Genomic DNA, 23,623 nt, shown 5'->3' with positions numbered 1-23,623 from the left:
CCTGCTGAGCGTGAATCACCCAGCCGAGCTTCCGAGCCACACCACTGGCTTCGCCGGCGGGCCGTCACAGGTCGGCCAGCGGCACGGGCCTGCCCAGCAGGAAACCCTGCGCCTGGTCGCACCCGAGCGTCCGCAGGATCTCCAGCTGTTCCACCTGCTCCACCCCCTCGGCGATCACGGTCATGTCGACCGCGTGCGCCATGGCGATGATGCTCGTGACGATCGCCTCCGCCTCGTCGGACCGGCCCAGCCCCGTCGTGAAGGAACGGTCGATCTTGAGCGTGTCCAGCGGCAGGGTGAGCAGCTGCGCGAGGGACGAGTAGCCGGTGCCGAAGTCGTCGATCGCCAGCCGCACGCCCAGGTCGCGCAACGCCGCGAGGGTGCGGGCGGCCAGCGCCGGGTCGCGGGTCAGGGCGCTCTCGGTGATCTCCAGGCACAACGAGCTGGGGTCGAGCCCCGCCTGGTGGGTGGCGTGCCGGATCGCCGACACCAGCCACGGGTCGTCGAGCTGACGGGCCGACAGGTTCACGGTCAGTTCCAGGCCCGGTGCCAGGTCGGCGATCTCGCGGGTGGCGGTGTGCATCATGTGCGCGCCCACGATGTTGATCAGGTCGCTCTCCTCGGCGAGCGTGATGAACTCGGCCGGGGAGATGAGGCCGTAGCGCGGGTGCGTCCAGCGCAGCAGGCCCTCGACGGCGGTGCGCTCATCCGTGCGGAGGTCGACGATCGGCTGGTAGGCGACCCACAGCTGGTCGCTCAGCGGTGCCGTGCGGAGGTCCTGTTCCAGCTGCAGCCTGCGCTGGATGCGGTCGCGCAGCTCGACGTCGAAGAACGCGATGCGGCCGCGGCCCCTGGTCTTCGCGTGGTACATCGCCAGGTCGGCGTCGCGCAGCAGGTCGGCTCCGTTGCGCGGGTCTCCCGGCTCGGCCAGGACGATGCCCACGCTCGCGTCGACGTGCAGCCGGCGGCCGTCCACGAAGATCGGCCGGTTCAGCTCGGCGCGGACGTGGTCCGCCAGGGAGGTCGCCTCGTCCGGGCCGGTCACGCCGTAGGCGATGACGGTGAACTCGTCACCGCCGAGCCTGCCGACGACGTCGCCGCGGCGGGAGCTGCGGCTCAGCCTCGACCCGACGACCCGCAGCACCTCGTCACCGGCGCTGTGGCCGAGGGAGTCGTTGATGACCTTGAACTTGTCCAGGTCGATGAACAGCACCGCGGTGAGACCCGACCGGTGGGCCCTGGCGGTGGGACTGAGGCGGTTGATCGTCACCGTGCGGTTGCACAGGCCCGTCAACGCGTCGTGCGTCGCCTCGTGCTCCAGCTGGCTGTCGATCATGCGGCGTTCGGTGATGTCGGTGAACGAGATGACCGTCGCCGAGGGCGTCATCCCGTCCTGGGTCAGCGCGCGGGCGCTGAGCGACAGCCAGACGTGGGTGCCGTCCGGCCGCAGCGCGCGGAGGATCCGGCCGTGCTGCGCCTTGCCGGTGGCGCGGGTGATGGCCGACGCGTACTGCTCGTGCGGGACCGGCTGCCCGGACTCGTCGTGCAGCTCGGCCAGTGACGCGGGCTGACCGATCACCTCCTGGGCGCGCACGCCGAGGATCCGCTCGGCCGCCGGGTTCACGGACTCGACGAGACCGGTGGCGCCGACGACCAGCACGCCCTCCTCGATGGCCGCGACCACCGAGGTGAAGTGGTGCTCGGCCCGCCTGCGCGCCGTCTCGTCCGCGCAGACCAGCACGTAGCCGTCGTCCATCCGGGCCACCGACACCCGCACCGCCAGGGCACCGCCGTCGGAACGCCGGTGCACCGCGTGCACGACGCCTCCCGCGTCCAGGACCTCCTCCGGGTCCAGCGGCGCACCCACCACCAGACCGATGGACTGCCCGAGCACCTCGGCCGCACGCCGGCCGTAGACGTTCTCCGCACTGCGGTTCCAGCTCGTCACGACGCCGTCGGAGGTGGTCGCGATGAGCGCGTCGCTGACGTGCGCGGCGAGGGCGGCCTGGTAGCGCAGGGCCGCCGCGGCCGCCTTCTGCTCGGTGACGTCCCGCATGATCACCTGGAACGCTGGCCGGCCCTCCCAGGTCGTGCGCACCGAGACCGACTCGATGTCGGTGGTGCCGCCGTCGAACCGGACCAGTACGGCGTCGGCCGGGTCGCTCGTCGCGCCCGGCTCGGTCAGCTTCGAGATCCGCTGCATCATGTCCTGCTGCGAGTGCGGGTGCACGAAGTCGGTGATCGGGCGCCCGATCAGCTGGGACTCCGATCGCGCCCGCACGAACTGGACCGCCGCCGGGTTCGCGTACACCAGCAGGCCCGCCTCGTGCACCACGATCGCCTCGGGGGCGAGGTCCACGAGCAGCCGGTAGCGGTCGGCCAGGTCCGCGAGCTCCTGCTGCTGGACGTGCCGGCGGGTCACGTCGGCGACCACGCCGACCAGGGCGCGGGCGGACTCGTGGGTCGAGACGCGGGCGCGGAACTGGAGCCAGCGGGTGCCGATCGAGGTCTCGAGGGGCTGTTCCAGCTCGAAGTCCTGCCAGGCCGCCGCCTTCGTGGCCACGTCCAGCGGGGCCGTCAGCTCGGCCAGCCGGGCGCGCACGGTGTCCTCGTCGGCGCCGGGCACGCCGATGACCGCGTCGAGGCCGGGCATCCAGCCGAGCTCGCCGGCGTCGAGGTCCAGCCACCACACGACGGCGGCCCCGACCGAGAGCGCGAGCTCGACCAGCAGTTCCTGGTCGAACCCGGCGTCACCGATCAGGCCGCTCACGTCTCGGCCCCCAGATCCGGGTGTTGGCACTGTGAAGTCCTACTACACACTCGACCAGAGCCGCATCCGCCTGGCGTGAACATGGTGAGCCGTTATATCCGGTCGGCGGGACCGCCCGATGATCAGGGTTCGGTTCTGACAGTCCACTGTGGACGGTCGGGTGGCATTTCGCAAGCCGGTTTACACCGTTATCCTTTCCCGAAGAGGTGTCGGCCCTCAGTCTGGGGGATCTGGATATGGTCGCGCGAAGCATGGGCATTTGTGGAATCGGCGTGGTCAGCGCGTACGGGTGGAACCGCCGGTCGCTCTGGGAGGGACTGATGAGCGGCAAACCCGCCGCGTCGATCGTCCCGGAACTGAACCGGTTCCCGGGCGACACCGTCTGGGCCGCGTACGTCGCGCAGGGCGGTGACCCGGTCGACGGGCCGAGCCGGTTCGCCCGTGCCATGCGAGCCGCCGCCAGGGAGGCGATCGACGACGCGGGCGCTCGCGGCTGGCGTCCCGGCCGGAGGGTCGGCCTGCTGCACGCGGTCGTGCTGGGCGAGGTCGACCTGTGGCGCGACTTCTACGTCACGCGCGGTGGCGAGTTACCCGTGCACGACTACCTGGCGTTGATGCCGTCCACGCCGATGTCGACGTTCATGCAGGAATACGGTTTCCACGGCCCCGCCATGAACGTCTCGGCCATGTGCGCGTCCGGCAACGCCGGACTGATCACGGCGAAGGCGTGGCTCGACGCGGGAATCGTCGACGACGTCGTGTTCGTCGCGACGGATCTGTCGCTCACCCCGGAGAACGTCTCCCACTTCGTCCGGCTGGGAGTGGCCATCGTGGACGCGGAGCCGCTCGACGCGTGCCGCCCGTTCCAGGAGGGCAGCAGGGGCTTCGTGATGGGCGAGGCGTCCGTGGCGTTCGTCCTCTCACGAAACGCGGTCAACCCCTACGCCCTCACCCTCGGTGGCGCGATGTCCCACGACGCGTACCACGTGACGTCGATCGATCCCCGGCTCGACCAGGTCACCGCCTGCTTCACCGACGCGCTCGACAACGCCGGGGTCAGCGCGGCCGACGTGCGCTACCTGAACGCGCACGGCCCGGGCACCGCGCAGTGCGACACCGCCGAAGCGGCGGTGCTGGACCAGCTCTTCGGTCCGGACACCGGCATCTACTCCGTGAAACCGCTGACCGGGCACTGCCAGGGCGCGGCGTCGGCGATCGAGGTCGCGGTGACGGCGATGGCCTACGACAAGGGAACGATCCCGGCATCACCGGTCGTCGCACCGGCACACCCGCGGCTGCTGGACGGGCCGACGCCGTTGCGCGGCGGGCTCACGGTCAAGTCGTCGCTCGGCATGGGCGGCCACAACTCGGTGGTGGTGCTGGCGCCACCGGCCTGAGGCATTGCGTTCTCCCGCAATTGGTGTCGCCACGGCCTCGTGATCCCTACGGTCGGCCTGATGTGGAAGCTGATGACGGCGGCACTCGCGGTGCTGGCCAGCATGGTCGTCCCCGCACAGAACGCCGCGGCGGCCGAACGGTTCTGGGAGCTCCAGCTGAACCTGTGCAACAGCGGGATCGCCGGCTGCTACCAGCAGGGCCGTTCCGTCCCCGAGGCCGGAGACCTGATCGTCCGCCTGCGACCTGACCTCGTGACGCTGAACGAGATCTGCCGCAACGACCTGCCGGACCGCCTGGTGCCGTCCATGGTCACGGCCTGGCCGGGCGACCGGATCCACCAGTTCTTCGCGCCCGCGCTGAGGAAGGACACCGGCACGCCGGTGAAGTGCACCAACGGCCAGGACTACGGCAACGCGGTGATCGGCCGCGTGCCTGCCGCGGCCTACCAGGGCGTGAAGACGTGGACCGGCAGGTACACGAGCCAGGACACCGGCAACGAGCAGCGGACGTACGCGTGCGTGTACGCGATCGGTCACCACCTGGGCTGCACGACCCACCTGTCGGCGTCCAGCGAACCGGTCGCGCTCGCCCAGTGCCGGTCCCTGCTGTTCGACGTGATCCCGCAGATCAGGGCGGCGGAGGGGGTCACCGGCAGGACGGTGGTCGGCGGCGACTTCAACCTGGAGTACGACACCTCCGACCCGGAGAACGCGCAGAACTGCGTTCCGCCCGGCCACGTCCGCAAGGGCGACGGCAGCGTGCAGCACGTCGTGTTCTCGAACGACCTCGCGTTCGTCAGCACGCAGAAGTACTCGATGCGCTACACCGACCACCCCGGGTTCCTGGTCCGCCTGACCAAGCCCTGAGGCCTGGCCAGGCGGGACCAAGTGGTGTGGCTCGGAAGGTTGCCGGGGGAATTCGCGGTCAGACGGGTGCATCGTGGCGCCGCTCACGTCCTCATACTGGACGTATGGGGGCGTGGGGGCGGTGCCGCGAGGCGCCCTGCTGAGCGTGAATACGCTCGCCAACGTTCCGAGCCACACCACTTCAGCAGGCGGGGAAGAACGCCCTGGTGCCGCCGGTGGCCTGCCGGTCGCTGAACCGGCAGCCGAACCGCGGGTCGTCCGTGCGGCGCACGTCGTCACCGGCCGGCCGCTTGCCCCGGTCCACCCACGTGGTCAGGTCGCGCCACGCGGTCCCGGCCTCGGCGGGGGAGAACTCGCAGTGGTCGACCGTGCGGATGGCGCGCTGCACCAGCAGGTGGGTGCGGCCGAAGCGGGCGGTGTCGTCGCGGTAGTCCTGCTCCATCGAGAACGGCACGAACAGGTCGCCGATGCCGTGCAGCGACACGACGGGAGCACTCGGCAGGCCCTGAACGGCAGGGATCTGGGTGAGCGCCCAGGTGTTGCGTGCGACGGGGTTGGCGGCCCGGACCCGTTGCACGGCCGCGTTCACGTCCACCGGCGAGTTCGGCCGGTAGCGGGTGGTGACGTTCGTGGCTATCTGCAGCGGGTTCTCCGCGAGGCCGGTGGCGGCGGAGTTGGTGACGAGGCCGAACAGGAAGTCCTGCCAGTAGGCGTAGGCCGCCTCGGTGCCGGGCCGCGCGCCGCCGGACAGGGTGGCGACGAGGGCCTTGAACTGGGCGTCGCGACCGGCCAGCGCTTCCCTGATCCGGGGTACGACGACGGTCGCGTAGTCCGGTGGCAGCGGATAGGCCCTGATGCCGGTCAGCGCCTGCGCGGCGAGGTGGTAGCTCAGGAAGTAGTCGAACAGCTCGTGGTCGCCCAGCACGCCGCACATCGGCAACGCGCCCGCGTAGAACCCCGGGTACTGCTCCAGCGAACGGGCGATGACGTGCCCGCCCATGGACACACCGGCCAGGAACACCTTCGACGGCCGCTGCACCTTCCGGCCGAACAACGCCGCGAGCTCTCGGGTGGTCGTGACACCGGCCCTGACGTCGTAGGCGTTGCTGTAGTAGGAGGACGCGGCCCACGCGTAGCCCTCGTCGAGCCAGCGCTGCCGGAGCCCGAACGGCGGAGCGTCGACGGTGAGGACCTTGCCGTCACCGCGGTAGCCGTGCGCCCACATCGCGAGCCGCCCGTTCCAGCGCGGCGGCACCTCGATGACGTAGCCCGCGTGGCTGTGCACGCCCTGCAGGACCCTGGTCGGCTTGCCGCCGACCAGTGCCGGGGCGAGAGGCGGGTTGACGATCGTGTAGCCGGGCAACGGCCGATCGCCACCGGTGGCCGCCGCGGGCTGCGCGACGACGGACACGAGGAGGAACGACAACGCGACGCTGAGCAGTCGTCTCATGCCCGGGACGCTACTAGCGGGCGGGCGCCGGCGACAGGAGTCCGTTCGGCCGCACGTGGCGACCGGATGTGGATGCCCCGGTCAAGGGAAAAGTTGGCCGATATGTGCCACCCCGACCACCTTGTCGCAGGCGGAACGTCTCATTAGCGTCAATTTCGGTAAGGCCGAATTCCCTTCTGGCACAACGGTTGCCGGAGCCCCCCGGAGGACTCGATGGTGAGCTCGCCCGCGCGTGCGAACGCGCTGCTGTCCGTGCAGGGGCTGGTGAAGCGCTTTCCCGGTGTGACGGCACTGGGAGGTGTGGACTTCGACGTCCGCGCGGGGGAGGTCCACTGCCTGCTCGGGCAGAACGGCGCCGGCAAGTCGACGCTGATCAAGGTGCTGTCCGGCGCGCACCGCCCCGACGAGGGCGAGATCCGCTGGCGGGGCGAGGTCGTGGAGTTCGGCAACCCGACGGCCGCGATGCGCAGCGGTGTGGCCGCCATCTACCAGGAGCTCGACCTCGTGGCCGGCTTGTCCGTGGCCGACAACGTGTTCCTCGGTCACGAACTGTCCACGGCGGGGTTCAGCCGGCGGGCGGAGGCGCGCCGCAGGACCCGCGCGCTGCTCGATCGCCTGGGGCACAGGGACATCTCGCCCGACCGCGACGTCGGCCGGTTGTCCGTGGCGCACCAGCAGGTCGTCAGCATGGCGAGGGCGCTGTCGTTGGACGGGCAGCTGCTGATCATGGACGAGCCGTCGGCCGTGCTGGACCCGGACGAGGTGCGGGTCCTGTTCGGCGTCATCAGGGAGCTCACCGCCCAGGGGGTGGCGGTGATCTACATCTCGCACCGGCTGGCCGAGATCAGGGAGATCGGCGACCGGGTGACCGTCCTCAAGGACGGCCGCACGGTCGCGACGGGTCTGCCCGCCCGTGAGGTGAAGACCTCGGAGCTGATCTCGTTGATGACCGGGCGGGTGCTGGACAACGTGTACCCGCAGCGGTCGCCTCTCGACCCGGCCGCACCCGAGGTGCTGGTGGTGCGCGGACTGGCCGACGGCGACCGCTTCGCCGGCGTGGACCTCACGGTCCGCGCCGGTGAGGTGGTCGGGCTCGCGGGTCTCGTGGGATCCGGCCGCTCGGAGATCCTGGAGACCGTCTACGGCGCGCGCAAGGCCGCCGAGGGCACCGTGGAGGTCGACGGCAGGCGCCTGCGACGAGGAAGCGTCGGCGCCGCCGTCCGCGCGGGGATGGGGTTGTGCCCCGAGGAGCGCAAGAGCCAGGGCCTGCTCCTCGACCAAGCCGTGTACCGCAACATCACCGTCTCGTCGATGTCGTCGTTCGCGAAGTTCGGGTTCCTGGACGACCGCGCCGAACGGGTCCGCTCGAGCCAGCTGACCGAGGCGCTGGACGTCCGGCCGGCCGGCGTCGACCGCCTGGTGCGCGGACTGTCCGGGGGCAACCAGCAGAAGGTCGTGCTCGCGCGGTGGTTGCTGCGGGAGTGCCGGGTGCTGCTGCTGGACGAACCCACCCGCGGCGTGGACGTGGGCGCGCGCAGCGAGATCTACGAGCTCGTCCGTCAGCTGGCCGACTCCGGTGTCGCCGTGGTCGTCGTGTCCAGCGACGTCGAGGAGGTCCTGGGCCTGGCCGACCGGGTCCTGGTGGTGCGCGAGGGCCGGGTGGTCCACGACGGCCCGGCCGACGAGATCGACGAGTCCCGGGTCCTCGACCTGGTCATGGAAGGACAGCCAGCATGAGCGAGGACACCGCCGTGCCCACGCAGCAGAGAACACCGGTCGCGAAGGAGTCCGGCATCTCGGCGCTGCTCGGCTCCGCGGCCGGGCGCAACACCGGTCTCGTGGTCGCACTGGTCCTGTTGTGCGTCGGCGGTGTGGTCACCGCCGGCGACCGGTTCGCCGACGTCGACAACCTGCTCACCATCCTGCGGCTCGCGGCGGTGATCGGCGTCGTGAGCATCGGCATGACGTTCGTGATCACCGGCGGCGGCATCGACCTGTCGGTGGGCGCGATCGTCGCGCTCTCCTCGGTGTGGGCCACGACCCTTGCCACGCAGGGGATCGCGAACGACACGCACTGGATCGTCATGGTGTTCACCGCGTTGCTGGTGGGCGGTGCGTGCGGACTGGTCAACGGCGCGCTCATCGCCTACGGCCGGGTCGTGGCGTTCATCGCGACGCTGGCGAGCCTGGCCGCCGCCCGCGGTCTCGCCGAGATCATCTCCAACCGCAAGACGCAGATCGTGAACGTGCCGGGCTTCGCCGCGTTCTTCGACGCGTCGGTGCTGGGGGTGCCGGTGCTCGTGGTGATCTTCGCACTGGTCGCCGTGGGCGGGTGGGTGCTGCTCAACCGCACCACGTTCGGGCGGCGGACGTTCGCCGTCGGCGGCAACCCGGAGGCGGCGCGCCTCGCCGGCATCAACGTGCGGCGCCACACCGTGATGCTCTACTCGCTGCTCGGCCTGTGCTGCGGGCTCGCCGCCGTCATGCTCATCGCCCGCACCACGACCGGCAGCGCGACCCACGGCGGTCTGTACGAACTCGACGCGATCGCCGCGGTCGTCATCGGGGGCACGCTGCTCTCCGGTGGCCGCGGCACGATCGCCGGCACCGTCTTCGGCGTCCTCATCTTCACCACGCTGTCGAACGTCTTCACCCTCAACAACCTCTCCATCTCCGCCCAGGCCGTCGCGAAGGGCGCGATCATCGTGGTCGCCGTCCTCCTCCAGCAGCGGCTCGCCCGACGCAGCGGCGCTTGAGGCCGCGACCACCACCGCCGCACTCCGAGGAGATAGAAACCCATGCAACACAAGAGAGTCGTCCGATTCGCCGCCGTGCTGACACTCGGCGTCGCGCTCACCGCGTGCACGGGCAACACCCCCGAGCCCCAGGGCGGCGGGAACCAGGGCGGCGGTGTGAAGGTCGCCAACGACGAGCCGGGCAAGAAGGTCGTCATCGGCTTCTCCGCACCGGCCGCCGACCACGGCTGGATGGCCGCGATCACCGACGCCGCCAAGAAGGAGGCCGGCAAGTACTCCGACGTCGAGCTGCGCGTCGTCGAGGGCACCAACGACCCCAACCTCCAGATCAGCCAGGTCGAGACGTTCATCAACGACAAGGTGGACGCGATCGTCCTGCTGCCGTTCGACGGCGCGGCGCTCACCCCGGTCGCGCTGAAGGCCATGAAGGCCGGCATCACCGTGATCAACGTCGACCGCCAGTTCGACAGCCCGTTCGCCGCGCGGTCCACCGTGCTCGGCGACAACTACGGCATGGGCGTGTCCGCCGGCACGTACGTCTGCGAGCGGCTCAAGGACAAGCCGGGCTCCGTGGTCGCGGAGATCGCCGGCATCGACTCGCTGCCGCTGACGCAGGACCGCAGCAAGGGTTTCGCGGAGGCGCTCGCGGGCTGCGGGCTGAAGGTCGGCAACCGCGTGGCCGCCGAGTTCACCGTGGAGAGCGGTGAGCGCGCCGCCGCGAACCTGCTGCAGGCCGCACCCAAGATCGACGCCCTCTGGAACCACGACGACGACCAGGGCGTCGGCGTCACCGCCGCCATCAAGAACTCCGGCCGCAGCGAGTTCTTCATGGTCGGCGGCGCGGGATCGGCCAACGTGATGCGTGAGATCAAGGCGGACAACGGCCCGCACAAGGCGACCGTGATCTACCCGTCCACCCAGGGCGCCGACGGCATCCGGCTCGCGCGGCTCGCCGTGCAGGGCAAGGCCCTCGGCGACCTGGTCGAGGTGGAGGTGCCCCGGCAGGTCCAGCTCTACGCACCGGTCGTCACGAAGGACAACGTCGACCGCTACCTGCCGACCGCCTTCGAGTCCTGAGAAACCGAGAGGACCGCATTGTGACGACGCCGGAGCTGGGCATCGCGATGATCGGCCACGCCTTCATGGGAGCCGCGCACTCCCAGGCGTGGCGGGTCGCGCCGCGCTTCTTCGACCTGCCGCTGCGACCGGTGATGTCCGTGCTCTGCGGCCGCGACGCCGAGCGCACCGCGGCCGCCGCCGAACGCCTGGGCTGGGCGGAGGCCGTGACCGACTGGAAGTCCGTGCTGGACCGCGACGACGTGCACGTGGTGGACATCTGCACGCCGGGTGACACGCACGCCGAGATCGCGGTCGCCGCCCTGGAGGCGGGCAAGCACGTGCTGTGCGAGAAGCCGATGGCCAACAGCGTCGCCGAGGCCGTCGCCATGGCCGAGGCCGCCGGACGCGCCGCGCAGCGCGGGGTGCGGGCCATGGTCGGGTTCAGCTACCGGCGGGTGCCCGCCCTGGGCCTGGCCCGCGACCTGGTCGCCCAGGGCAGGCTGGGGCGCATCCACCACGTGCGCGCCCAGTACCTGCAGGACTGGATCGTCGACCCGGCCGCACCGCTGTCCTGGCGGCTGGACAAGGAGAAGGCGGGCTCCGGCGCGCTGGGCGACATCGGCGCGCACATCGTCGACGCCACCCAGTTCGTCCTCGGCGACACCATCAGCGAGGTGATGGGGACGCTGGTGACGTTCGTGCCGGAGCGTCCCCTGGCCTCCGCGCACTCCGGTCTGTCCGGTACCGCCGCGACCGGGCAGACCGGTCCCGTCACCGTGGACGACGCCGCGTTGTTCCTGGCGCGCTTCACCGGCGGCGCGCTCGGCTCGTTCGAGGCCACGCGCTTCGCCAACGGCCGCAAGAACGCGCTGCGCATCGAGATCAACGGCTCGAAGGGCAGCCTGGCGTTCGACTTCGAGGACATGAACGTGCTGCAGTTCTTCGACGGCACCGAGGACTCCGCCGTCGCCGGGTTCCGGCGGATCATGGTCACCGAGCCGGAGCACCCGTACGTGGGTGCCTGGTGGCCCGCCGGGCACGGCCTGGGCTACGAGCACGCGTTCACCCACCAGGCCGTCGACCTCGTGCGGGCGGTGGCCGCGGGCACCGACCCCACGCCGACGTTCGACGACGGACTGCGGGTGCAGCGCGTCCTGGCCGCAGTCGAGGCGAGTGCTGAATCCCGCACGTGGCAGCAGGTTTGAGGAAGGACTGAGATGGCACGTCCGATCACGCTGTTCACCGGCCAGTGGGCCGACCTGCCGTTCGAGGAGGTCTGCCGGCTGGCCTCGGGCTGGGGCTACGACGGCCTGGAGATCGCCTGCTGGGGCGACCACCTCGACCCGTGGCGGGCCGCGGAGGACGACGACTACGTCGCGGACCGGCTCGCGATCCTCGCCAAGCACGACCTGAAGGTGTGGACGATCTCCAACCACCTCACCGGCCAGGCCGTGTGCGACGACCCGATCGACGAGCGGCACCAGGGCATCCTGTCCGCCCGCAACTGGGGCGACGGGGACCCCGAGGGGGTGCGGCAGCGGGCGGCGGAGGAGATGAAGGCGACCGCGCGGGCCGCGGCCAAGCTCGGCGTCGACACCGTCGTGGGGTTCACCGGCTCGTCGATCTGGAAGACCGTCGCGATGTTCCCGCCGGCCCCCGCCTCGATGATCGACGCGGGCTACCAGGACTTCGCCGACCGCTGGAACCCGATCCTGGACGTGTTCGACGAGGTGGGCGTGCGGTTCGCGCACGAGGTCCACCCGTCCGAGATCGCCTACGACTACTGGACGACCGTCCGGGCGCTGGAGGCGATCGGGCACCGGCCCGCGTTCGGCCTCAACTGGGACCCGTCGCACTTCGTCTGGCAGGACCTCGACCCCGTCGGGTTCCTGTGGGACTTCCGCGACCGGATCTACCACGTCGACTGCAAGGACGCCCGGCGCCAGGTCGGCAACGGCCGCAACGGCCGGATGGGCTCGCACCTGGCGTGGGGAGACCCGCGGCGCGGATGGGACTTCGTCTCCACCGGACGCGGTGACGTGCCGTGGGAGCAGTCGTTCCGGATGCTCAACACCATCGGCTACTCCGGCCCGATCAGCGTCGAGTGGGAGGACGCGGGGATGGACCGGCTCACCGGAGCCCCCGAGGCGCTGGAGTTCATCCGCCGCAACGCCTTCGACCCGCCGTCGGCCTCGTTCGACGCCGCGTTCAGCTCCGGCGGGTGACGACCGCGAACCACCTTCCCGTGCCGATGTGACAATTGTTCGATGGAGAGCACCTTGGGTGTCGAGGCGGGTTCGCCGGCCGCAGTGCTGCGCATGCTGATGGACGGCAGCCCGCGCACCCGAGCGGAGATCGTGGCCGCGACCGGCCTCGCCCGTTCCACGGTGCGCGCCAGGCTGGACCTGCTGGTGGCCGCCGGCCTGGTGACGGGCAGCGGCACGGGGGAGTCGACCGGCGGCCGCCCGGCCGGCAGGTTCGGCTTCAACCCGTCCGCCCACCTCGTGCTCGCCGCCGAGGTGGGCGCCACCCACGCCACCGTGGCCATCTCCGACCTGGCCTGCCGGCTGCTGGCCGTCGAGCAGGTGGACCTCGACGTGGCGGACGGCCCGGCGGCGATACTCCCGCTCCTCGTCACGACCTGGCGCTCGTTGCTGCGCACGGTCGGTCCTGCGGAGATCGCGGGCGTCGGCATCGGCCTCCCGGGCCCGGTCGAGCACTCCAGTGGCCGCCCGAACAACCCGCCGATCATGCCGGGCTGGGACGGCTTCGACGTCCCCGCGGCGATCGCGGCGGAGTTCGACGTGCCCGTCCTGGTCGACAACGAGGTCAACCTCATGGCCCTGGGCGAGCACACCGCCTCGCACCCGGACGTGCGGCACATGATCGTGGTGAAGGCGGCGACCGGCATCGGCGCGGGCCTGATCAGCAACGGCGTCCTGCACCGGGGCGCGGCGGGCGCCGCGGGCGACCTCGGCCACATCAGGGTGCCCCAGGGCGGCGAGGCGCTCTGCCGCTGCGGCAACACCGACTGCCTGGAAGCGGTCGCCGCCGGCCCCGCGCTGGCCGCGAAGCTGCGCGACCTCGGCCACCCCGCAGACTCGACGGCCGACGTGGTCGGCCTGGTCAGGGCCGGCAACCTCGAGGCGGGCCGCGTCGTGCGGCAGGCGGGCAGGGACATCGGTGAGGTGCTCGCCGGCTGCGTGAGCATGTTCAACCCGTCGCTCGTGGTCATCGGCGGCCTGCTCGCGGAGGCGGGCGAGATGCTGCTGGCGGGCGTGCGCGAGTCCATCTACCGCCGCTCGCTGCCGCTGGCCACGGAGAACCTCCGCATCGTCGCCTCGGGTGCCGGTGTGACCGCCGGTGCGCTGGGCGCCGCGGCGATGGTGGTGCGGCACGTGCTGTCGCCGGAGGTGCTGGACGCACGGCTGGGCGAGGTCGCCGCCGGTGCCGCCGCGCCTGAGGTGCAGCTCTCTTCCAGCGCCACGTAGGCGCCGTCGTTCGAGTCTCGCCGCGATGGCGTCTCGGCTCGGTATGAGGGGTGCTGCGGCGCGGTCTTCGAGCTTCTGACTGTGCGTCTTCTCGAACCGTCTTCCGGCGCCTGCCTCGGCGCGCCATCCACCGGTTGTCCGTCTGCTCCGGCGAGGGGCAGCGATCATGCACGCCCTGGTATTGGCGGCGTTCAGCCTGAAGATAGCTGTGATGTGACAGCGAAGTGCCGACTTTTGATTGACGATCGCCAATAGTCCGGCATACAGTCGCCCTATGACTGTGACCCGCTTAACACCGGGGGTGGTCACCCACCTGTCCGTGGGCCAGGAGCCCACGATGGCGACTCAGCGCCTGCTGCGGCTCATGCGCACCGGCGCGACCGACCGTGCGATCGCCCGCGAGCTGGACGTCAGCCTCCGCACCCTGAACCGGCGCATCGCGCGCCTGCAGTCGATGCTCGGAGTGCAGTCGAGGTTCCAGCTCGGCGTGCTCGCCGCCGAGCTGGACTGGCTCGCGGTGCCCCCGCGGGCGCAGGCCGTGGGGGAGTGAACGACGGCTCCCGTGCGGGAGCCGTCGTGTGGTGTGGCTGGTCGAGCGGTGTGACTAGATGCCGCAGCTCGGTGCGGACCAGAAGCGGCTGGACTTGTGCGCGACGTGCACGTGGTCGTTGTGGCCGGTGTAGCCCGGGCCGAGGATCTCGTTGAAGCCGTGGTTGCGGGCCTGCTTCGCCAGTGCGCAGAAGCCCTGCGGGCCGGCGCCCAGGTCGACGGCGTCGCCGTAGAGGTGGCGGCTTCCGGTCGCGCCGCCGACGGCGTTGTTGCACGAGACGCTGCGGAAGCCGCCGTTGACGTCGATCGGCCTGTCGCCCATGGCGTGCCGCATCGCCTGCAGCTTCCACATGGACACCAGGGCGTTGGCGCGTGCGGTCGCCGCCGAGACGTTGCCGCCCGACCAGTCGGAGTTGCAGTTGTTCAGCTCGTCGTAGGAGAAGTTGACGGGCGTGCAGTCGTTGTCCTGCAACGCGTAGAGCTTCGTGAACGTCGCGGACCCGGCGATGCCGTCGGCGCCGAGGCCGTAGGCCTGCTGGAACCGGGTCACGGCCGCCTTGGTGGCGGGCCCGAACTGCCCGTCGAGGCCCAGCACGCCGCCGTAACCGGGGTAGCCGGCGACCCGGATCTGCAGCTGGCGCACGTCCTCGCCCGACGCTCCCTCCGACAGGGTGCGGCCCCAGGTGTAGCAGGCGTCGGCGGCCGAGATGGGATCCGCCTGAGCTGCGGCGGCGGGGGTGACGACCACGGCGGAGAGCAAGGCGAGGACCGGTAAGAGGAAACGGAGTTTCATGACAAGCGGCACCTTTCGATCACAGGGAGGTGCAGCGTGTCGAGGATCCGCCGGATCTGTCAATGAGCAACCAAATGAACTTCGAGTGTGGCGAGGAGAAACCACCCGAACGGCCGTCATGGCGAACGCCATGATCGTCCACAAGGGACTTTCAGTCGCTCCCGAGCGCGACCTGCAGCAGGTCCCCCAACTGGTCGAGCTGGGCGGGCGACAGTGCGCTGAACGACGACTCGACGACACCGTCGGCCAAGGCCTGTCCCTCGGCCCGCAGCCGGGCGCCCTCCTCGGTGAGGCGGTGGCGCACGGCCCTGCCCGGACCCGCAACCCGTTCGATCAGTCCGCGTTCGGCCATGCGCACCGCCAGCGAGCCGAAGGACTGGTCGGTCTGGAACGTCAGCACCGCGAGGTCGTGCAGCGAGGCGTCCGGCCGACGGTGCAGGTGGCGCAGGGTGTCCCACTGCACGAGGGACAACCCGAGCGGCGCCAGCACCTGGGTCAGCGAGCGGTGGTGGCGGTGCTGCAGGCGCTTCACGGCGAGCGCGACGTCGGCTGGGTGGTGCTTCACGCCGCCCAGCTTAACCAACGTTGCTTATATAAGTATCCTTATCTAAGGTTGCTTATATGGCTCAGACGTACCTGCTCCTGCACGGCGGGGGCGGTGCCCCCACGATGACCGCGTTCGCCGCGCTGCTGGCCGAACGCACGCAAGCCGAAGTCCTCGCGCCGACCCATCCCGGGTTCGGCGGCACTCCCAGACCGGCCGAGTTGACCGGCATCCGCGAGTTGGCGCGGTACTACGTCGCGATGCTGGACGAGCTGGACCTGACGGACGTCGTGGTCGTCGGCAACTCGTTCGGCGGCTGGCTGGCCGCCGAGATCGCGCTGTGCGGGAGCCCGCGCGTCACTGGCGCGGTGATCGTCAACGGGATCGGCGCCGTGGTCGACGGCCACCCCATGACCGACGTCAGCGGCCTGAGCGCCGCCGAGATCCGCTCGTTCTCGTTCCACGACCCCTCCAGGCTGCCCGTGCCGCCTGCGGGCAGCACGGGTCCGAGCCCGGACGTGCGGGCGCTGATCGGGTACGCCGGACCGTCCATGGCGGATCCGTCGCTGCTCGGCCGGCTCGCCGACGTGAAGATCCCCGTCCACGTGCTGTGGGGCGAGAGCGACCGCATCGTCGACCCCGCCTACGGCAAGGCCTTCGCGGCCGCGATCCCGTCGGCGACGTTCACCCTGCTTCCCCGCACCGGCCACCTGCCGCAGGTCGAGACGTCCGAGGAACTGCTCGCCGCCATCACGTCCGTCCTGGACGGCGCCCAGTGCGGTGGCCACTAACCTTCACCTGGTATTTCGCCGGTCGGACGGGTGCATCGCGGTGCCGTCCCCGCGTCCCGGGTACTGGACGTACGAGGGCGCGGGGGCGGTGCCGCGAGGCGCCCTGCTGAGCGCCGGAAGACCCGGTGGAGGTTCGTGGTCACCGCACTAGTCCGGCCGGTGCCCGTCGAGGAACCGGCGCACGACGGCCTCGGGATCGGCGGGCGCCTGGGTGGCCCGCTGGTCCACACGTCGCGCGATGGACCGCATCATCACCGGCCCGACCAGTGCGAAGAACGTGTGCCGCGGCGGCTCGACGACGAGGGCGCCCCGCCGCTGGTGGTGGAGGATGACGGCGTCCACCCGCTCCAGCAGCCTCTCCGGTTCGGAGAGGACCGCGGCCACCTCCGGGCTGAACTTCGCCTCCCGCATCAGAGTGAGCACCACGCCGCCGCGCGTCTCGTAGAGCCGGGAGTAGTAGCTCACGATCGTGGTCAGGTCGGCGGCCACGTCGTCGCCCGGTGCGTCGAGGTCGAGCGCGAAGCCCGTGAAGTTGCTGCGCACGGCCTGCCGCAGCAGGTTCTGCTTCGAGGTGAACCGGCGGAACAGCGTCGCCTCGTTGATCCCGGCGGCGTCGGCGATCGCGCGGGTGGTCGCCCGTTCGTACCCCTGTTCGGCGATCACCGCCAGCGCCGCGTCGAACACCGTCTCGTCGGTCACCCGGCCGGCCACGCACCCTCCTCGGTATATGCAAGTGAGCACTTGCATCAGCGTGACCGGATGGCTACCTTGTTTGCAAGTGACCGCTTGCAATTAATCCTATCGAAGGACAGGGCTCATGGCCGACACCAGCTTCCCGGCTCGCTCCTCAGTGCTCGCGCCCAGCGCCGGAGAGGTCGTCGTCGGCCTCCTGGGGGCCGCCGCGGTCTCGATCGCGGTCAACGCCCTGATCGCACTGGTCGCGGGCAAGTTCGTCCCCGCGGGCACCGAACGCATGGGCCTGGCCTTCGCGGAGTACGCGCCGGCCACGGTGATCGGCGTCCTGCTCGGCACGCTCGGCTGGTACCTCGTACGCCGCTCCGCCCGTGACCCGAGGCGCGTGCTGCGCGTCCTCGTGCCCGTTGTCGTCGTGCTCTCCTGGATCCCGGACCTGGGCATCCTCGCGGGCGGCGCCGCGGTGGCGAACTCGGTCGCGCTGATCGCGATGCACACCGTCGTCGCCGCTGCCACGGTGCCCGTGCTGTCGCGCGTTCTCCCGCTTCCCGCCCGGTAGGACCGGCGCGGCGTCCGAACGTCCGAGCGCCTCCTCCGCGAACCAGGCGGCTCGCGGATTTGTAGGCTGCTGTCCGGTGGAACGCGCGGCGGCCGGCGCGCGTCGACTCGAACGGACGCGACGCTCGGGACAACGAGGACCATGACGGAAGAGACGTTCGGGCCGTACCGGATCGAGCAGCTGCTCGGTCGCGGCGGGATGGGTGAGGTGCACCGGGCCTACGACACGGCGCACGACCGGTTCGTGGCGCTCAAGAGGCTGTCGCCCGGCTACCACGACGACGAGGACTACCGCGCCCGCTTCCGCCGCGAGGCGCAGATCGTCGCCCGCCTGCGCGAACCGCACGTCATCCCCATCCACGCCTACGGCGAGATCGACGACCGCCTCTACCTCGACATGCGGCTCGTGGAGGGCGCCGACCTGTCGGACGTGATCCGCGAGGGGACCGTCGAGCCGGCACGGGCCGTGCGCATCGTCGACCAGGTGGCGAGCGCCCTGGACGCCGCGCACGCCGACGGCCTCGTGCACCGCGACGTGAAGCCGTCGAACGTCCTCGTGACCTCCGGCGACTTCGTGTACCTGGTGGACTTCGGCATCGCCCGCAGCGTCTCACCGGCCGCGACCAGCCTGACCGCGTCCGGCTCCGTGGTCGGCACCCTCGACTACATGGCCCCGGAACGCTTCGAGAGCGGCCCGGTGGACGGCCGCGCGGACGTGTACGCCCTCGCGTGCGTCCTGTTCGCCTGCCTGACGAGCCGCCGCCCGTTCAGCGCGGACGGCACCGCCGCCCAGATCTGGGCACACCTGAACGAGACGCCGCCCAAGGCGTCCCCGCTGAACCCGGCGGTCCCGGCGGCGCTGGACGACGTCATCGCGAAGGGCATGGCCAAGAACCCGGCCGACCGCTACGCCACGGCGGGCGCGTTCGCGCGGGCGGCAGCCGAGGCACTGGCCGGTTCCGGACCTGGCGGGACGCCGCCCGCAGGACACCCCGGGCCGGCCGCCGGCACGACTCCACCCGCAGGACACCCCGGGCCGGCCGCCGGCACGGCTCCACCCGCAGGGCAGTTCGGGCAGGCCGGCGGCGCGACTCCGCTTGCAGGGCTCGCGGGTTCCGCTCCCGCGCCCGGTGCCGCCACCCCGTCCGGAGGGTTCGCCGCTCCCGCGGGACAGCCCGGCCCCTCCGGCCCTCCGACTCCGCCGGGCGGGCACGCCGGACCCCCGAGCGGCTGGCCACGGCCCGCCGCTCCGGTCCCGCAGGGCCGTCCCCAGTTCCCCCAGCCGCCCACACCCCGGCCCTGGGCGCCGGCCCAGCACATCGCGACCGGCCCTCAGCAGGTCGTGAACCCACCGCCGTACCCACCGGCCCGCGTCCGGCCCCGCCCTGCCCAGCGGATCGCCATCGCCGGCGTCGTCCTCGCGGTCGCGGTGGCGTTCGTCACGACCATGGTGATCTGGGGGAACCGCGACAAGACCCGCGGGTCCAGCACGTTCAGCAGCACCCCGGCCACCACGACCACGACGACGACCACCACCACGACCACGAGCGCCACCCGGACCCGGACGCCGCAGGACGACGCGCTGCTGGCCGCCCTGCCGCTCGTCTACCAGAACGCCAAGTCCTGCGTGCCCACCGCTCCCGACCAGGACACTGTCGCCACCGTCCGCTGCACCACCGTGACCGTCGACGACCCGTACGCCCCGCCGCCGGCCGAGGCCGAGTTCCGCCTGTTCGCCGACCAGGCCAAGCAGAACGCGTTCTTCCTGGCAGTGGTGACGAGCCGGGGCATCCCGCGGATGGACGAGCGCGGCGGATGCCGGCCCAAGTCCGACCCCATCCACTACGCGCTCTTCTACCGCGACGTCTCCGGCCCGCTGCCGAACGAGTTCACCACCTGCTTCCTCGACGGTGGCAACGCCCAGGTCTGGTGGGTCGACACCAGGAACCTCACCATCGGCACGCTGAAGAAACCGGGCGACGTCGAGACCCTCGACAAGCTCGACCTGTGGTGGAACCACCAGATCCTGTCGGCGTTCTAGCCCTGCGCGTGATCGGCCGTGACGTCGAGGATCCACGTCACGCCGAACCGGTCGGTGAGCATGCCGAAGCCCGGCGCCCACGGCGCGGGGCCGAACTCCTCGATGACTGAGGCACCGTCGGCGAGGCCCTTCCAAAGAGTGGCGACCTCCTCGACGGACTCGCCGCGCACGGACAGGAAGAACGGCTCCGTGGTGATCGTGGCGCCGTTCGCCCGGTGGGTGGTGGGCTCGCCCTGGACGAACGGGACGTTCTCGCCGGGCACGTCGTAGGCCATGACGCGGAAGCCGTTGCCGGCGACGACCTGGCCGAAGACCACGTTCCGGGCGCCCGGCAGGTCGGCGGGCATGCCGAAGTCGGCGTAGGTGGCGATGGTGGCCTGGCCGCCGAACACCGACCGGTAGAACTCCAGTGCCTCCCTGGCCTGGCCGCGGAAGTTGAGGTGGGTGACTGCGTTGAGCGACATGGTGTCCGGTCCTTCACGAGTGGTTCTCGCCGCTGGAGGTCTCCGGCGACACGAACGACGATGTCAGCGGTAGCGGACAGGGAACGTCCGCTTCTCCTGCCAGACTGAGAACCATGCCGACGGCTTCCTCGACGACCACCTCCGCGCGCCTGCTGGCGCTGCTGTCGATGCTGCAGGCACGCCGCGACTGGCCGGGAGGCCTGCTCGCGGAACGCCTGGCCGTCAGCGAACGCACGGTGCGCCGTGACGTCGACAGATTGCGCGAGCTCGGTTACGTCGTGCACGCGGTCAAGGGACCCGACGGCGGCTACCGGCTCGAAGCCGGCAGCCAGATGCCGCCGATGCTGTTCGACGAGGAGCAGGCGATCGCACTCGCCGTGGCGTTGCGGATCGCGGTCAGCGCGGGCGCCGGCATCGAGGAAGCCGCCGCACGTGCCCTGGTGACCGTGCGCCAGGTGATGCCGTCCCGGCTGCGCCGCCGCGTCGGCGCCCTGGAGATCACCACGGCCGGCGCCACGACTCCGCAGGTGGACACCGAGGTGCTGCTCACCTTGAGCACCACCATCCGCAACCGCGAGGAACTGAGGTTCGACTACCACCCGCCGGGCCGTCCGGACGACGCGGAGCCGCACCCCCCTCGCCGCGTGCAGCCACACCACCTCGTCATCCGAAGTGGACGCTGGTACCTGCTGGGGTGGAGCGACGAACGCCAGGACTGGCGCACCTACCGCGTGGACCGGATGACGCTCCGCGTGCCCACGGGTCCCCGTTTCACCCGGCGCGAGGTGCCCGGCGGGGACGTCGCGGCGTTCCTGTCCGCCCGGTTCAAGGGTTCCGGCGGCGCCGACGCCTGGCCCTGCCAGGGTGAGGTCGTCCTCGGTCTTCCGATGGCCGAGGTGGCGCTGTTCGCGGGAGACGGCACCGCCGAGGAGGTGGCGCCGGGCCGGACGAGGCTGATCGCCGGTTCCTGGTCCTGGGCCGCGCTCGCCGCCCGGCTGGCGCGCTTCGACACCGAGATCGAGGTCGTCGGGCCGCCGGAACTGCGCGACGCCTTCGCCGAACTGGCCGGGCGCGCGGCACGGGCGGCCGGCTGACCGGTCAGGGGGAGAGGTCGCGGTGCACCGGCGAGTCCTCGTCGAGCGCGACGAGGACCTGGTGCAGGAGTTCGGCGGCCGTGTCGATCAACGAGCGGTCGACGGGGTGGAGCACCCGATCGATCACCTCGGCGACGGCCGCCCCGGTCTCTCGTGCGACGTCATGTCCTTGCGGGGTAAGGCGCACGATGTTGCTTCGTGCGTCGGTGCGGTTCGCCTCGCGCGTGATGTGACCGTCGTTCTCGAGCCTGCGGAGGATGTTGCTGATACCGCCCGTGGTGAGCAGCAGCTGTGAGGAGAGCTCCTGCGGGCGTGCGCCGGCATCACCGCACGACGCCAAGGCTCCCAGCACGTCGAGCTCGCTGCGGGAGAGCCCGTGCTTCTTGAGCACTTCGGCGATGTGCCGCTCCAGCAACGTTTGCAGCCTCACGGCGTGCTGGGCGAGAGACAGCGAGGACATGCGCGGATCCTATCAGATCGCTTTCATGATAGCTTTCGCAAAAGGTAAATTGGGAGGCGCGATGACGACGGCGATCGAGAACGTGCGGGTGTTCGACGGCTCGGCGATGAGCGAGCCGCGGCGGGTGGTGTTCGGGGAGTCCGTCTTCGCGGACGACGCCGCTGTCGCCGACGCAGTCGTCGATGCGGCGGGAGGTGTGCTGCTGCCGGGTCTGATCGACGCGCACGTGCACACGGTGCGCGGCCGGGCCGATCTTGAGGACCTCGCGCGCTGGGGCGTGACGACAGGACTGGACATGGGCGCCTGGCCGCTCGCGTTCGTCGACGACATGCGACGGCAGAAGGGCGTGGCACAGATCCTGAGCGCCACGATCCCGGCGGTGGGGTCCGGCGGTCACCACGCGAGGATGCCGGGTTTCCCGGCGGAGGGGATCGTGAACAACCCGGACGAGGCGCGGGCGTTCGTCGGACGGCGCGTCGCCGACGGCGCCGACTACGTCAAGATCGTCACCGAGGCCGCACCGCCCGAGGGCATGGATCAGGCGACCGTGAACGCCCTTGTGCAGGCGGCGCACGAGCACGGCCTGCTCGTCGTGGCGCACTCCGTCACGACGGGTGCGTTCCGCGTCGCCGTGGAGTCCGGTGTGGACGTCAGCATGCACGCGCCGCTCGACGCCGTCCTCGATGACGACACCATCGCGCGGATGCGGGAGATCGGCATGGTGTCGGTGCCGACCCTGACGATGATGGAGGGCACGGCGAACCTGTTCGCTGCCGCCGGTTTCCGCTACGAGTACGCGCGGGACACGGTGACCGCGTTCCACGACGCCGGCATCCGGGTGCTGGCCGGGACGGACGCGAACTCGGCGGCCGGAGCGCCGTTCGCCCCGAATCACGGCGAGTCGCTGCACCACGAGCTCGACCTCTTGGTGGCCGCCGGTCTGACCCGGATCGAGGCACTCGCGAGCGCGACATCATCGCCCGCGCAGGTCTTCGGCCTCGGCGGCCGAGGTGCGATCGCGGCAGGGTTGCGCGCGGACCTGCTCCTGGTCGACGGCGACCCGGCGTCCGGGGGCACGCGGAACATCGCCGGCGTCTGGATCGCCGGAGACCGCGTCCGATGAGCGACGCAGCCGAGGAATGCCCCCGGCTGCGTTCACCTCGAGCACTACTGGGCGGTCGGTACCGGGTGGCCTTCCGACGCCTGCACCACGACGATGCCCTGACCCGACAACGCGAGCTGGTACGCCTCGCCGGAGCCGCGGCCGATGACGGCACCGAGCTTCGCCGTCTTGCGGATCGTGGACTGCAGCGAGGTGGACCACAGGACGGCCGACTGCATGTCGACGAACGTCGGCTGGTCCACGTTCAGCACGACCGGGGTGCCGTAGGCGGTGACGGCCAGCGCCCCGGTGCCCGTGAACGTGGTGTTGAACAGGCCGCCGCTGAGCATCGACGCGCCTTCGGTGCGGTTGATGTCCCACTTGAGCGTGCTGTCGAAGGCGAGCACGTTCTTGCCGTTCACGGTGACGCCCTCGTCCTCCAGGTGCAGCACGAAGATCTCGTCCGCGTCCTGGGCGAGGAAGACGTCGCCGCTGCCCGACACCTTCATCAGCGACATGCCCTCACCGGTGAAGGCCTTCTTGAACAGCTTGCCGAGACCACCGCTGCCCTCGTAGGCGAAGTCGACGTCGCCCTGGTAGGCGACCATCGATCCCTGCTTGGCGAAGAAGAAGCCGCCGCTGCCGGTGAGGTCCACCTTGAGCATGCGTTCGTTCTGCAGTTGGAAGCTTCCGGGCTCGACGGCCCGCTCTTCGTGGTTGAACAGTGAGCTGCGCATGGTCAGA

General features: G+C 70.9%; 22 protein-coding genes. 14 read left to right on the top strand and 8 right to left on the bottom strand.

The window, feature by feature from the left end:
- Positions 1 to 64: 64 nt before the first annotated feature.
- Positions 65 to 2,770, bottom strand: coding sequence for a sensor domain-containing protein (locus DFR72_RS02955; protein WP_245982462.1), 2,706 nt, complete (start codon positions 2,768 to 2,770; stop codon positions 65 to 67).
- A gap of 251 nt (positions 2,771 to 3,021) precedes the next feature.
- Between DFR72_RS02955 and DFR72_RS02950 the strand changes: the two genes are divergently transcribed.
- Positions 3,022 to 4,167, top strand: a complete 1,146-nt coding sequence (locus DFR72_RS02950; protein WP_425459867.1) for a beta-ketoacyl synthase N-terminal-like domain-containing protein — start codon at positions 3,022 to 3,024, stop codon at positions 4,165 to 4,167.
- Between the two features lie 60 nt (positions 4,168 to 4,227).
- Positions 4,228 to 5,034, top strand: a complete 807-nt coding sequence (locus tag DFR72_RS02945; protein ID WP_090064154.1) for an endonuclease/exonuclease/phosphatase family protein — start codon at positions 4,228 to 4,230, stop codon at positions 5,032 to 5,034.
- A 181-nt stretch (positions 5,035 to 5,215) separates the two neighbouring features.
- Here the strand turns inward: DFR72_RS02945 and DFR72_RS02940 are convergent, their stop codons facing one another.
- A complete protein-coding gene (locus DFR72_RS02940) occupies positions 5,216 to 6,484 on the bottom strand; it encodes a hypothetical protein (RefSeq protein ID WP_090064155.1) in 1,269 nt (422 codons plus the stop codon).
- Positions 6,485 to 6,700: 216 nt separating this feature from the next.
- On the opposite strand from DFR72_RS02940, the gene DFR72_RS02935 reads away from it, so the two are divergent.
- From DFR72_RS02935 to DFR72_RS02905, 7 genes are all read left to right on the top strand, one after another.
- Positions 6,701 to 8,221 (top strand): sugar ABC transporter ATP-binding protein, encoded by a 1,521-nt coding sequence (locus DFR72_RS02935; RefSeq protein ID WP_245982460.1) that lies wholly within the window; start codon positions 6,701 to 6,703, stop codon positions 8,219 to 8,221.
- Complete coding sequence (locus DFR72_RS02930) at positions 8,218 to 9,240, top strand: ABC transporter permease (protein WP_090064157.1); 1,023 nt, start codon at positions 8,218 to 8,220, stop codon at positions 9,238 to 9,240. The genes DFR72_RS02935 and DFR72_RS02930 overlap by 4 nt, the downstream gene beginning before the upstream one ends.
- 42 nt (positions 9,241 to 9,282) lie before the next feature.
- On the top strand, positions 9,283 to 10,317 hold the full coding sequence (locus DFR72_RS02925) for a substrate-binding domain-containing protein (RefSeq protein WP_090064158.1): 1,035 nt from the start codon (positions 9,283 to 9,285) through the stop codon (positions 10,315 to 10,317).
- A 47-nt stretch (positions 10,318 to 10,364) separates the two neighbouring features.
- Positions 10,365 to 11,504 carry a Gfo/Idh/MocA family protein gene (locus DFR72_RS02920; protein WP_090064559.1) on the top strand — a complete coding sequence of 380 codons (1,140 nt, stop codon included), beginning with the start codon at positions 10,365 to 10,367 and terminating at the stop codon, positions 11,502 to 11,504.
- Between the two features lie 12 nt (positions 11,505 to 11,516).
- Positions 11,517 to 12,524, top strand: coding sequence for a sugar phosphate isomerase/epimerase family protein (locus DFR72_RS02915; protein WP_090064159.1), 1,008 nt, complete (start codon positions 11,517 to 11,519; stop codon positions 12,522 to 12,524).
- 42 nt (positions 12,525 to 12,566) lie between these two features.
- On the top strand, positions 12,567 to 13,790 hold the full coding sequence (locus DFR72_RS02910) for an ROK family transcriptional regulator (protein ID WP_090064160.1): 1,224 nt from the start codon (positions 12,567 to 12,569) through the stop codon (positions 13,788 to 13,790).
- Positions 13,791 to 14,064: 274 nt separating this feature from the next.
- A complete protein-coding gene (locus tag DFR72_RS02905; protein ID WP_090064161.1) occupies positions 14,065 to 14,340 on the top strand; it encodes a LuxR C-terminal-related transcriptional regulator in 276 nt (91 codons plus the stop codon).
- 54 nt (positions 14,341 to 14,394) lie between these two features.
- Here the strand turns inward: DFR72_RS02905 and DFR72_RS02900 are convergent, their stop codons facing one another.
- Complete coding sequence (locus DFR72_RS02900) at positions 14,395 to 15,132, bottom strand: D-Ala-D-Ala carboxypeptidase family metallohydrolase (protein WP_090064162.1); 738 nt, start codon at positions 15,130 to 15,132, stop codon at positions 14,395 to 14,397.
- 151 nt (positions 15,133 to 15,283) lie between these two features.
- Positions 15,284 to 15,697, bottom strand: a complete 414-nt coding sequence (locus DFR72_RS02895) for a MarR family winged helix-turn-helix transcriptional regulator (RefSeq protein WP_090064163.1) — start codon at positions 15,695 to 15,697, stop codon at positions 15,284 to 15,286.
- A 56-nt stretch (positions 15,698 to 15,753) separates the two neighbouring features.
- Between DFR72_RS02895 and DFR72_RS02890 the strand changes: the two genes are divergently transcribed.
- Positions 15,754 to 16,467 (top strand): alpha/beta fold hydrolase, encoded by a 714-nt coding sequence (locus DFR72_RS02890; RefSeq protein ID WP_090064164.1) that lies wholly within the window; start codon positions 15,754 to 15,756, stop codon positions 16,465 to 16,467.
- A 147-nt stretch (positions 16,468 to 16,614) separates the two neighbouring features.
- Here the strand turns inward: DFR72_RS02890 and DFR72_RS02885 are convergent, their stop codons facing one another.
- Positions 16,615 to 17,178 carry a TetR/AcrR family transcriptional regulator gene (locus tag DFR72_RS02885; RefSeq protein ID WP_177224510.1) on the bottom strand — a complete coding sequence of 188 codons (564 nt, stop codon included), beginning with the start codon at positions 17,176 to 17,178 and terminating at the stop codon, positions 16,615 to 16,617.
- 106 nt (positions 17,179 to 17,284) lie between these two features.
- Between DFR72_RS02885 and DFR72_RS02880 the strand changes: the two genes are divergently transcribed.
- Together DFR72_RS02880 and DFR72_RS46170 are read left to right on the top strand one after the other, a co-directional pair.
- Positions 17,285 to 17,719, top strand: a complete 435-nt coding sequence (locus DFR72_RS02880; RefSeq protein WP_090064166.1) for a DUF6069 family protein — start codon at positions 17,285 to 17,287, stop codon at positions 17,717 to 17,719.
- A gap of 141 nt (positions 17,720 to 17,860) precedes the next feature.
- The gene (locus DFR72_RS46170; protein WP_177224511.1) at positions 17,861 to 19,759 is read left to right on the top strand and encodes a serine/threonine-protein kinase; all 1,899 of its coding nucleotides are present in this window, start codon (positions 17,861 to 17,863) and stop codon (positions 19,757 to 19,759) included.
- On the opposite strand, the gene DFR72_RS02870 is transcribed toward DFR72_RS46170, so the two are convergent.
- Positions 19,756 to 20,223, bottom strand: a complete 468-nt coding sequence (locus tag DFR72_RS02870; RefSeq protein WP_090064167.1) for a VOC family protein — start codon at positions 20,221 to 20,223, stop codon at positions 19,756 to 19,758. The genes DFR72_RS46170 and DFR72_RS02870 overlap by 4 nt on opposite strands.
- 113 nt (positions 20,224 to 20,336) lie before the next feature.
- Between DFR72_RS02870 and DFR72_RS02865 the strand changes: the two genes are divergently transcribed.
- Positions 20,337 to 21,317 (top strand): helix-turn-helix transcriptional regulator, encoded by a 981-nt coding sequence (locus DFR72_RS02865; protein WP_090064168.1) that lies wholly within the window; start codon positions 20,337 to 20,339, stop codon positions 21,315 to 21,317.
- Between the two features lie 4 nt (positions 21,318 to 21,321).
- Here DFR72_RS02865 and DFR72_RS02860 read toward each other — a convergent pair whose 3' ends face one another.
- Positions 21,322 to 21,777 (bottom strand): MarR family winged helix-turn-helix transcriptional regulator, encoded by a 456-nt coding sequence (locus tag DFR72_RS02860; protein ID WP_090064169.1) that lies wholly within the window; start codon positions 21,775 to 21,777, stop codon positions 21,322 to 21,324.
- Positions 21,778 to 21,838: 61 nt separating this feature from the next.
- Between DFR72_RS02860 and DFR72_RS02855 the strand changes: the two genes are divergently transcribed.
- Positions 21,839 to 22,900 (top strand): amidohydrolase family protein, encoded by a 1,062-nt coding sequence (locus DFR72_RS02855; RefSeq protein ID WP_090064170.1) that lies wholly within the window; start codon positions 21,839 to 21,841, stop codon positions 22,898 to 22,900.
- 44 nt (positions 22,901 to 22,944) lie between these two features.
- Here DFR72_RS02855 and DFR72_RS02850 read toward each other — a convergent pair whose 3' ends face one another.
- A complete protein-coding gene (locus tag DFR72_RS02850) occupies positions 22,945 to 23,616 on the bottom strand; it encodes an AIM24 family protein (protein WP_090064171.1) in 672 nt (223 codons plus the stop codon).
- Positions 23,617 to 23,623: the final 7 nt, after the last annotated feature.

Source organism: Lentzea flaviverrucosa (assembly GCF_003350445.1).
Classification (GTDB): Bacteria; Actinomycetota; Actinomycetes; order Mycobacteriales; family Pseudonocardiaceae; genus Lentzea; species Lentzea californiensis.
The sequence above is the reverse complement of the archived record's forward strand: the minus strand, read 5'-3'. Positions and strand labels throughout refer to the sequence as shown.

What these genes read in the sequence shown, in the direction of transcription:
- DFR72_RS02950 (WP_425459867.1), top strand. Translation starts at nt 3,022, where the DNA reads ATGGGCATTTGTGGAATCGGCGTGGTCAGCGCGTACGGGTGGAACCGC.
- DFR72_RS02945 (WP_090064154.1), top strand. Translation starts at nt 4,228, where the DNA reads ATGTGGAAGCTGATGACGGCGGCACTCGCGGTGCTGGCCAGCATGGTC.
- DFR72_RS02940 (WP_090064155.1), bottom strand. Translation starts at nt 6,484, where the DNA reads ATGAGACGACTGCTCAGCGTCGCGTTGTCGTTCCTCCTCGTGTCCGTC.
- DFR72_RS02930 (WP_090064157.1), top strand. Translation starts at nt 8,218, where the DNA reads ATGAGCGAGGACACCGCCGTGCCCACGCAGCAGAGAACACCGGTCGCG.
- DFR72_RS02925 (WP_090064158.1), top strand. Translation starts at nt 9,283, where the DNA reads ATGCAACACAAGAGAGTCGTCCGATTCGCCGCCGTGCTGACACTCGGC.
- DFR72_RS02920 (WP_090064559.1), top strand. Translation starts at nt 10,365, where the DNA reads ATGATCGGCCACGCCTTCATGGGAGCCGCGCACTCCCAGGCGTGGCGG.
- DFR72_RS02915 (WP_090064159.1), top strand. Translation starts at nt 11,517, where the DNA reads ATGGCACGTCCGATCACGCTGTTCACCGGCCAGTGGGCCGACCTGCCG.
- DFR72_RS02910 (WP_090064160.1), top strand. Translation starts at nt 12,567, where the DNA reads ATGGAGAGCACCTTGGGTGTCGAGGCGGGTTCGCCGGCCGCAGTGCTG.
- DFR72_RS02905 (WP_090064161.1), top strand. Translation starts at nt 14,065, where the DNA reads ATGACTGTGACCCGCTTAACACCGGGGGTGGTCACCCACCTGTCCGTG.
- DFR72_RS02900 (WP_090064162.1), bottom strand. Translation starts at nt 15,132, where the DNA reads ATGAAACTCCGTTTCCTCTTACCGGTCCTCGCCTTGCTCTCCGCCGTG.
- DFR72_RS02890 (WP_090064164.1), top strand. Translation starts at nt 15,754, where the DNA reads ATGGCTCAGACGTACCTGCTCCTGCACGGCGGGGGCGGTGCCCCCACG.
- DFR72_RS02880 (WP_090064166.1), top strand. Translation starts at nt 17,285, where the DNA reads ATGGCCGACACCAGCTTCCCGGCTCGCTCCTCAGTGCTCGCGCCCAGC.
- DFR72_RS46170 (WP_177224511.1), top strand. Translation starts at nt 17,861, where the DNA reads ATGACGGAAGAGACGTTCGGGCCGTACCGGATCGAGCAGCTGCTCGGT.
- DFR72_RS02870 (WP_090064167.1), bottom strand. Translation starts at nt 20,223, where the DNA reads ATGTCGCTCAACGCAGTCACCCACCTCAACTTCCGCGGCCAGGCCAGG.
- DFR72_RS02865 (WP_090064168.1), top strand. Translation starts at nt 20,337, where the DNA reads ATGCCGACGGCTTCCTCGACGACCACCTCCGCGCGCCTGCTGGCGCTG.
- DFR72_RS02860 (WP_090064169.1), bottom strand. Translation starts at nt 21,777, where the DNA reads ATGTCCTCGCTGTCTCTCGCCCAGCACGCCGTGAGGCTGCAAACGTTG.
- DFR72_RS02855 (WP_090064170.1), top strand. Translation starts at nt 21,839, where the DNA reads ATGACGACGGCGATCGAGAACGTGCGGGTGTTCGACGGCTCGGCGATG.
- DFR72_RS02850 (WP_090064171.1), bottom strand. Translation starts at nt 23,616, where the DNA reads ATGCGCAGCTCACTGTTCAACCACGAAGAGCGGGCCGTCGAGCCCGGA.